The organism is Sandarakinorhabdus rubra (assembly GCF_010994245.1).
Lineage (GTDB): Bacteria > Pseudomonadota > Alphaproteobacteria > Sphingomonadales > Sphingomonadaceae > Sandarakinorhabdus > Sandarakinorhabdus rubra.
On sequence record NZ_WMHO01000117.1, the window covers coordinates 1 to 8,004 of the forward strand.

Consider the following 8,004-nt stretch of genomic DNA (forward strand, 5'->3'; position numbering starts at 1 on the left):
CGCAACAGCCGCAGGCGCGCGAGCGCGCCCTGCTGGCCGGCGTGCTGGGCCACGACGGGCCGCTGGATGCACTGCGCGGCGAACTGTGCGCCGCCCTGCGCGCCGGCACCATGGGCACCGAGACGCCGGGCCTTGTCGATGCCTTGCTGGGCGTCGCACTGGCGAAGTGCGCGGTCGACAATCCGCGCTATGGCACCTTCAAGCGATTGACGGCCTAAACCGGCGGCTCAGCCGTCTGTCTGGCTGAACCACTGGCGCAGCATGGCCAGATAGGCGGCCGGGTTGTCGTTCATGATGCTGTGGGCGGCATCATCGATCTGCTGGAAGCGGGCGCCGGCCGTGCGGGCGAAGCCCCGCACGGTGGCCGGCCTTGCCTCGTCGTCCCGTCCCGCCACGAACAGGGTGCGCGCGCCATCGAGCCGCGGTAGCAGCGCGCGGCCGTCATAGTCCTTCAGAGTGCCGGTGCAGGTGAATTCGGCCCGGCCCCACATATGGTTGTAGAGATTGGCGGCAAAGGGCACCGGCAGCGCGTCGCGATAGGCGGCAATGGCCGGCGGCGGCTGTTTCTGGCGGACATGGCGGGCATAGAAGGCATCGGTGGCCGCCTGGCAATCGGCGTCCGGTGCGGCGCCGGGCGTATCGCAGCGGTCGAGCAGATCGCGCACGGCGGCCGGCATCGCGGCCTTCAGCCGGGCGGCATCGGCGAGCCACAGGGCGGTCGCAACCAGCGGCGATTGCAGCACCAGGCTGGCCAGCGCAGCCGGCCTTTGCGCCCCATATTCCAGCCCCAGCGTGCCGCCCCAGCTGCCGCCCACCACGTGCCAGCGCGCGATGCCGAAGTGGCTGCGGATGGCCTCGATCTCGGAAAGATAGCGCGGGACTGTCCAGTTGACCGGATCGCCGGGCGTGTCAGAACGGCCGCAGTCGAGCTGGTCATAGAGGATCACGGCGCGATCGCCGGCCAGCGCCGTGGCGTTGAGCCAGCCCCAATGCGCGCTGCCCGGCCCGCCGTGAATGAACAGCACCGGCGGTCGGCCACCGTCCAGCGCGCCGTTGACCCGCGCATGGATGCGCCCGCCAGCAACCGGCACCATTTCCGAATGATCGGCAACGAGGCGCACGCCCGGCAGCATCCTGCCTGGCGGCAGCGGGCCGGCCAGCAGACGTGACGGCAGCAGGCTGGCGGCACCACCAGCCAGAAGCGTGCGCCGTGCCATCACGCGGGGCTTGTCCGCTTGGGCCGGAAGCCGCCGGGTTCTAGATGGAGGTCGATATCGGGATAGTGGCATTCGTCGACATGGCCCCTGTCGGGCCCCACGGCCAGAAAGCTGCATGGGGCGGACGAGCGGTTCTGCAGATGATGGCCGTTGGCAACGCCGGCCGGAAAACAGGCGATATCGCCGGGGCACAATACGGTCTCGCCTTCGTTCTCCACCAGCACCGCCTCGCCGGAAATCATCACCACCATCTCGTCCTCGTGGCTGTGCCAGTGCCGGTGGCTGGACCAGGCACCGGGCTGCAGCGTCATCAGATTGGCCCCAAAGCTGGTGAGGCCGCCCGCCCGGCCGATCAGCTGCCAGCTGCGCTGCCCCATGGCCTCGCCATAGGGCGGCGGATAGGCATCACCGCTGAACGCGCGGACGGTGGCCGGGTCGATCTTCGGCATCAGCGCCGTTCCAGCACCACCGGCAGCTTCCTGAAGCCATGGACGAAAGACTGGGCGACATACTCAGGCGCGCCAACCTGGCGCGGGAAGATCCGCCGCGCCAGCAACTCCTCGATGAGGATCGACAGCTGCAGCTCCGCCAGGCGGGCGCCGACACAGCGGTGCACGCCGAACCCGAACGACAGGTGACGCCGGGCATTGGCCCGGCCGATATCGAAGCGCTCGGCATCCGGGAACACATCCTCGTCGCGGTTGCCGCTGATATACCAGAGCACGATCTTGTCGCCCTTCCTGACCGGCACGCCGGCAACCTCGGCATCGCTTAGCGCCGTGCGCCGCATGTGCGAGAGTGGCGTCTGCCAGCGGATCAGTTCCGACACTGCGTTGGGGATCAGGGTGGGATCGGCCTCCAGACGCGCCCATTCGCCATCGTAGCGGTTGAAGCCCTCCACCATGCCCGACATGGAGTTGCGAGTGGTGTCGTTGCCGCCGACGATGAGCAGGATATAGTTGCCGGTGCGCTCCTTGAACGGCATGTCCCCCATCGCATCGCTGTGCGCCATCAGGCTGATGAGGTCGCCGCTGGGTGGCCTTGCCTTGCGCTCGGCCATGATGGCGTCGAGCGCGTGCGTCATGTCCTGCATGTGCTGGTGGCGGATGAGGTTGGTGGCCGGGTTGATCGCCGCCTCGATGTCGCCGCCCCAGTCCGACCACAGGGTGAGATCGCGGCGCCGCTCCCACGGATAGTCGAACAATATGGCCAGCATCTGGGTGGTCAGTTCGATCGACACACGGTCCACCCAGTCGAATTCCTCACCCACCGGCAGGCTGTCGAGCAGCTCCTGGGTGCGCATCCTGACATTGGTGGCCATGCGCGCGATTTCCGATGGCCCGAAGGCCGGCGCCACCACCCGGCGCTGTTCGGAGTGTTTCGGCCGGTCCATGGCGATGAACTGCGGAAGGTTGAACTCGTCGAACAGGTCGAGGATGGTGATGCCGCCAAACTCGTGGCTGGACGAGAAGATGTCGGGCCGTGCCTCGACCGCCATGATGTCGGCATGGCGGCTGACCGACCAATAGGGGCCGAACGGGCTGTTCGCCTGGAAGTGCACCGGCGCCTCGGCGCGCAGCCGGGCAAACACCGGCCGCCAGCTGTCGGTGGCATAGAGCGTCGCGTCCGAAACATCGATGGCGTCCAGCGGCACGTCCGTGCCCAGTGGTGCAAGCGTGGCCATGTGGTCCTCCCCAGTGTGTTGCCGGCGTTCGCGGTCTTTGCGACGATGCTAACTCGTTCCCCCGGCAACTGCGAGTCTCCCCAATGGCCATTCCAACCCACGCCAATCACAATCCCGCCATCGATCCAACGCGAGAGCAGGTGCGGCGCCTGCGCGACACCGGCCGCGACGGGCCGGTGGTGATGATGAACCTGCTGAAGTTCCACGAAACGGCGAAATATCCGCCGGAACTGGGCATGGCGCCCTGCACGGGCGAGGAGGCCTATGCCCGCTACGAACAGGCCTTCACCGTGGCGGTCGGCGATGTCAGCCAGGCCGAGGTACTCTATGGCGGACCGTGCGAGCAAGTGTTCATCGGCGCTGCCGATGCGCCGGAGGGGGAGTGGGACAGGCTGCTGCTGGTGCGCTATCCCAGCCGCCAGCATTTTCTCGCCATGATGGCGGATGATCGTTACCGGGATGCGCTGGTGCATCGCTATGCCGCCCTCGAGCGAACCGTCCTCATCCAGTGCGGTTGATCGGGTGATGTGCTGCGGCCTTCATGTCGCGCCTGTTGCACCGCAGCGCCAGCGCGGTATGTAGGGCGCCGCATAGATACGACACGTGCTTCTTCCGACAGGAAAAAGCCAAGGGGGATCAATGGCCTCTCGACCGACCGTGCAGCCGGCAAGACCGCTCTCGCCGCACCTCACCATCTGGAAATGGCGGGTGCACATGGCGGTATCCATCCTGCACCGGGTCACCGGGCACGCGCTGGCCTTCGGTGCGGTGCTGATCTTTGCCTGGTGGCTGGCGGCGCTGGCCAGCGGCCCGGCCTATTATCGCTTCTTCCTCGACCTCTTGCTGTCGCCGCTGGGCGTGGCGGTGGGCATTGGCCTCACCTGGTCGATGTTCCAGCACATGGGCAGCGGCATCCGCCACTTCATCATGGACGCCGGCGAGGGCTATGACCTGGTTACCTCGCGGCGCATGGCGCAGGCGACGTTCGGCTTCTCCCTTCTTGCCACTGCCGGCCTGTGGGCCTTCATTCTGGCGGGAGGCTATTGAGATGGGGAACGGGACTCAACTCGGGCGGGTGCGCGGCCTTGGTGCCGGCGGTGGCGCCATCGTGCATCACTGGTGGCTGCAGCGGGTGACCGCGGTGGGCAGCCTGATCCTCGTGCTGTGGTTTGTCATCAGCCTCGTGCGGCTGCCCAGCCTCGATTATGCCAGCGCGGTGATGTGGGTGCGCCAGCCGATCGTGGCCGTGCCGCTGTGCCTGCTCATCGTTTCGGTGTTCTGGCATTTCCGGCTGGGCGTGCAGGTGATGCTGGAAGACTATCTGCATGGGTCAAAGCGCGTCATCGCCATGCTGGCGCTGAATTTCTACACCGTGTCGCTGGCCGCCATGGCGCTGTTCTCGGTGCTCAAGGTGGCGCTGTCCGCTGCTGCGAATTGATTGGGAAGTCGACGTGCCAGAAGCCTATCAGATCATCGATCATGTCTATGATGCCGTGGTGGTCGGCGCCGGCGGTTCCGGCCTGCGCGCCGCCATGGGCATTGCCGAGGCCGGGCTGAAGACCGCGTGCATCACAAAGGTGTTCCCCACCCGCAGCCACACGGTGGCGGCGCAGGGCGGCATCGCGGCGGCGCTGGGCAACATGGGGCCGGATCACTGGACCTGGCACATGTATGACACGGTGAAGGGCAGCGACTGGCTGGGCGATCAGGACGCCATCGAATATCTGTGCCGCGAGGCACCGGCGGCCGTTTACGAGCTCGAACATTTCGGCGTGCCGTTCAGCCGCACCGAAGCCGGCCGCATCTATCAGCGCCCGTTCGGCGGCATGATGCAGAACATGGGCGCCGGGCCGCCCGCGCAGCGCACCTGCGCCGCGGCGGACCGCACCGGCCATGCCATGCTGCACGCGCTCTACCAGCAGAGCCTGAAGTACTCGACCGACTTCTACATCGAATATTTCGCCATCGACCTCATCATGGTGGATGGTGAGTGCCGGGGCGTGATAGCGCTCAACATGGAAGATGGCAGCATCCACCGCTTCCGCAGCCACCAGACGGTGCTGGCCACCGGCGGCTATGGCCGCTGCTATTTCTCGGCGACCTCCGCCCACACCTCGACCGGCGACGGCGGCGGCATGGCGATCCGTGCTGGCGTTGCGATGCAGGACATGGAGTTCGTGCAGTTCCACCCCACCGGCATCTATGGCGCCGGCGTGCTGATCACCGAGGGCGCGCGCGGGGAGGGCGGCTATCTCACCAATTCGGCCGGTGAGCGCTTCATGGAGCGCTATGCCCCTTCGGCCAAGGATCTTGCCAGCCGCGACGTCGTTTCCCGCTCGATGGCGATGGAAATCCGCGAGGGCAGGGGTGTGGGCGCCGAGGGCGACCATATCCACCTGCACCTCAATCACATCGATCCCGCCGTGCTGGCCCAGCGCCTGCCCGGCATCTCGGAAACCGCCAAGGTGTTCGCTGGCGTGGACGTGACCAAGGCGCCGATCCCGGTGGTGCCGACCGTGCACTACAACATGGGCGGCATCCCTACGAACTATCACGGTGAGGTCGTCACCCTGAAGGATGGCAACCCTGACCAGGTGGTGCCCGGCCTGTTCGCGGTGGGCGAAGCCGCTTGCGTGTCGGTGCACGGTGCCAACCGCCTCGGCTCCAACAGCCTCATCGATCTCGTGGTGTTCGGTCGGGCGGCGGCGCACCGGGTGGCCGCGATCCAGAAGGCGAACGCCGGCCATGCCGCGCTGCCCAAGGACAATGCGGATTTTGCGCTGGGCCGCCTCGACAGCTTCCGCCACGCCAAGGGCGGCAGCACCACGGCGGAAATCCGGCTGGCCATGCAGAAGACGATGCAGGCCAACGCCGGCGTGTTCCGCACCTCCGAAATCCTCGACGAAGGCGTGAGGAAGATCGACGCCGTCTATCAGCGCATGGCCGATATCGGCACCGCCGACCGTTCGATGGTGTTCAACACCGATCTGATCGAGACGCTGGAACTCGACAACATGATCGGTCAGGCCGTGCTCACCATGCACATGGCGCGCAGCCGCCACGAAAGCCGCGGCGCTCACATGCACGAGGATTTCCCGAACCGAGACGACGACCAGTGGATGGTACACAGCCTTGGCTGGTTCCGCGATGGCGCGGTCGAACTCGCCAAGCGCCCGGTGCACACCTACACGCTGTCGGACGAGATCGAGTATATCAAGCCCAAGGCGCGGACCTATTGAGATGAGGCAGCGGCTGCGCCTCGTGACGGCGGGCTTGATCATGGCAGCGGCAGCGCTGCCGGCCCAGGCCGCCGTGACCGCTCGCCGCCTGGCTTCGGGAGTGGTGCTGCTGGCCGGTGAATTCGCCCCGGGACACCAGCCTGATGGCAACAGCATTGTGCTGCGTGGGGACGCGGGGCTGGTGGTGGTTGATACCGGTCGCCACAGCACGCACAGCAACCGCATACTGGCGGCCGCTGCACAGCTGCGGCAGCCCATTGTCGCGGTCATCAACACGCATTGGCATCTCGATCATGTCAGCGGCAACCCGCGCCTGCGCTCGGCGGTACCGGGTCTCAAAGTCTATGCCAGCAATGCGATCGATGGCGCTCTGAAGGACTTCCTCGCCAAAAGTGCCCACGATGCCGAAGCAGCCTTGGCGGCCGGCCAGGTGCCAGCCGATCTCGTGGACGAAGTCCGCGCGGATATTGCCACCACGGCCAATGGTGTTGCCTTGCGTCCCGATGTGGTGGTGGGCGAGAACCAGCGACTGAAGCTGGCTGGTCGTCGGATCGATGTTCACCTGGCCCACAGCGCTGTGACGGCCGGCGATCTTTGGCTGATTGATGAGCAGACCGGCACGCTGATCGCTGGCGATCTGGTCACGTTGCCGGTTCCGTTCCTCGACACGGCCTGTCCGACCGGCTGGCGCGCTGCACTCGACGGGATCAGTGCGGCGCGATTTACTCGTTTGGTACCTGGCCACGGTGCGGTCATGAACCGGCGGGAGTTCGAAACTTGGCGCCAAGCCTTTGGTCGCCTCATGGATTGTACGGCCACGGCCCGACGGGAGGCCAGCTGCAGTGAGGGCTGGGCGCAGGATCTGGGCACCCTTTTGCCGGCTTCCGAGCAGCGCCGTGCCGCGCAGATGGCCCAATACTATGTCCGCCAGTTGCGGGCACAGGCGGGCCGCAATCCCAATTGCAATCTGGTTTGAAGGCTTGACCCATGGCGGAATTCTCTCTTCCCCCGAACAGCGTCATCAAGGGCACCGGCAAGTCATACCCGGCGCCGGCCGGGGCGGCACGCACCAAGAGCTTCAAGGTCTATCGCTGGAATCCGGACGATGGCGAGAACCCGCGCTATGACACCTATGCGCTCGATCTCGATGCCACCGGGCCGATGGTTCTGGATGCGCTGATCAAGATCAAGAACGAGGTCGATCCGACGCTCACCTTCCGCCGCTCGTGCCGGGAAGGCATTTGCGGGTCCTGCTCGATGAACATCGATGGGAGCAACACGCTGGCCTGCACCAAGCCTATCGAGGAGGTGAAGGGCGAGGTGGTCATCACGCCGCTGCCGCACATGGAGGTGATCAAGGACCTGGTCCCTGATTTCAAGCACTTCTATGCCCAGTATGCCTCGATCAAGCCCTGGCTGCAGACCGTCACGCCGGCCCCGTCGGGCGAGGAGCGCATCCAGTCCCCGGAAGAGCGTGAGCAGCTCGATGGCCTCTACGAGTGCATCCTGTGCGCCTGCTGCTCAACCGCCTGCCCGTCCTATTGGTGGAACAGCGACAAGTTCCTGGGCCCTGCCATCCTCCTGCAGGCCTATCGCTGGCTGGCCGACAGCCGCGACGAGATGACCGGCGAGCGGCTCGACGCGCTGGAAGACCCGTTCCGCGTCTATCGCTGCCACACCATTATGAACTGCGCGAACGTCTGCCCGAAGGGCCTGAACCCGGCCAAGGCCATCGCCGAGATCAAGCTGATGATGCTGGAGCGGGCTGGCTGAATCGCAGCGCCGCGAGCGCGCGGGCCGCGCGCCGACAGGCGCAAGATCGGCCGGCGGGGCGGCGCGCACTGCTGCGCGCCGAACCCGTTCG

The 8,004-nt window shown here is 66.3% G+C and carries 10 protein-coding genes; 7 read left to right on the plus strand and 3 right to left on the minus strand.

Annotation, left to right across the window (positions count from 1 at the left end):
- The coding region (locus tag GJV64_RS08490) for a DUF6285 domain-containing protein (RefSeq protein WP_235927664.1) at positions 1 to 218 on the plus strand (218 nt) is incomplete at its 5' end.
- Positions 219 to 227: 9 nt separating this feature from the next.
- On the opposite strand, the gene GJV64_RS08495 is transcribed toward GJV64_RS08490, so the two are convergent.
- The 3 genes from GJV64_RS08495 to GJV64_RS08505 are packed head-to-tail and all read right to left on the minus strand — an operon-like array spanning position 228 to position 2,901.
- Positions 228 to 1,217 carry a proline iminopeptidase-family hydrolase gene (locus tag GJV64_RS08495; protein WP_164156830.1) on the minus strand — a complete coding sequence of 330 codons (990 nt, stop codon included), beginning with the start codon at positions 1,215 to 1,217 and terminating at the stop codon, positions 228 to 230.
- Positions 1,217 to 1,666, minus strand: a complete 450-nt coding sequence (locus tag GJV64_RS08500; RefSeq protein WP_164156831.1) for a cupin domain-containing protein — start codon at positions 1,664 to 1,666, stop codon at positions 1,217 to 1,219. The genes GJV64_RS08495 and GJV64_RS08500 overlap by 1 nt, the downstream gene beginning before the upstream one ends.
- On the minus strand, positions 1,666 to 2,901 hold the full coding sequence (locus GJV64_RS08505) for a cytochrome P450 (protein WP_164156832.1): 1,236 nt from the start codon (positions 2,899 to 2,901) through the stop codon (positions 1,666 to 1,668). Before GJV64_RS08505 ends, GJV64_RS08500 begins: the two co-directional genes overlap by 1 nt.
- A gap of 83 nt (positions 2,902 to 2,984) precedes the next feature.
- On the opposite strand from GJV64_RS08505, the gene GJV64_RS08510 reads away from it, so the two are divergent.
- The 6 genes from GJV64_RS08510 to GJV64_RS08535 all read left to right on the plus strand — a co-directional run bounded on the left by GJV64_RS08510 (position 2,985) and on the right by GJV64_RS08535 (position 7,913).
- The gene (locus tag GJV64_RS08510) at positions 2,985 to 3,419 is read left to right on the plus strand and encodes a DUF1330 domain-containing protein (protein WP_164156833.1); all 435 of its coding nucleotides are present in this window, start codon (positions 2,985 to 2,987) and stop codon (positions 3,417 to 3,419) included.
- Positions 3,420 to 3,540: 121 nt separating this feature from the next.
- A complete protein-coding gene (gene sdhC / locus GJV64_RS08515) occupies positions 3,541 to 3,948 on the plus strand; it encodes a succinate dehydrogenase, cytochrome b556 subunit (RefSeq protein ID WP_164156834.1) in 408 nt (135 codons plus the stop codon).
- A gap of 1 nt (position 3,949) precedes the next feature.
- Positions 3,950 to 4,339: a succinate dehydrogenase, hydrophobic membrane anchor protein gene (gene sdhD, locus GJV64_RS08520; RefSeq protein ID WP_164156835.1), complete on the plus strand. Its 390-nt coding sequence runs from the start codon at positions 3,950 to 3,952 to the stop codon at positions 4,337 to 4,339.
- A gap of 13 nt (positions 4,340 to 4,352) precedes the next feature.
- Positions 4,353 to 6,140: a succinate dehydrogenase flavoprotein subunit gene (sdhA, locus tag GJV64_RS08525; protein WP_164156836.1), complete on the plus strand. Its 1,788-nt coding sequence runs from the start codon at positions 4,353 to 4,355 to the stop codon at positions 6,138 to 6,140.
- Between the two features lies 1 nt (position 6,141).
- The gene (locus GJV64_RS08530; protein ID WP_164156837.1) at positions 6,142 to 7,116 is read left to right on the plus strand and encodes an MBL fold metallo-hydrolase; all 975 of its coding nucleotides are present in this window, start codon (positions 6,142 to 6,144) and stop codon (positions 7,114 to 7,116) included.
- Between the two features lie 11 nt (positions 7,117 to 7,127).
- Positions 7,128 to 7,913, plus strand: coding sequence for a succinate dehydrogenase iron-sulfur subunit (locus tag GJV64_RS08535; protein ID WP_164156838.1), 786 nt, complete (start codon positions 7,128 to 7,130; stop codon positions 7,911 to 7,913).
- Positions 7,914 to 8,004: the final 91 nt, after the last annotated feature.

What these genes read in the sequence shown, in the direction of transcription:
- GJV64_RS08530 (WP_164156837.1), top strand. Translation starts at nt 6,142, where the DNA reads ATGAGGCAGCGGCTGCGCCTCGTGACGGCGGGCTTGATCATGGCAGCG.
- GJV64_RS08495 (WP_164156830.1), bottom strand. Translation starts at nt 1,217, where the DNA reads ATGGCACGGCGCACGCTTCTGGCTGGTGGTGCCGCCAGCCTGCTGCCG.
- GJV64_RS08500 (WP_164156831.1), bottom strand. Translation starts at nt 1,666, where the DNA reads ATGCCGAAGATCGACCCGGCCACCGTCCGCGCGTTCAGCGGTGATGCC.
- sdhC (WP_164156834.1), top strand. Translation starts at nt 3,541, where the DNA reads ATGGCCTCTCGACCGACCGTGCAGCCGGCAAGACCGCTCTCGCCGCAC.
- GJV64_RS08510 (WP_164156833.1), top strand. Translation starts at nt 2,985, where the DNA reads ATGGCCATTCCAACCCACGCCAATCACAATCCCGCCATCGATCCAACG.
- GJV64_RS08505 (WP_164156832.1), bottom strand. Translation starts at nt 2,901, where the DNA reads ATGGCCACGCTTGCACCACTGGGCACGGACGTGCCGCTGGACGCCATC.
- sdhD (WP_164156835.1), top strand. Translation starts at nt 3,950, where the DNA reads ATGGGGAACGGGACTCAACTCGGGCGGGTGCGCGGCCTTGGTGCCGGC.
- GJV64_RS08535 (WP_164156838.1), top strand. Translation starts at nt 7,128, where the DNA reads ATGGCGGAATTCTCTCTTCCCCCGAACAGCGTCATCAAGGGCACCGGC.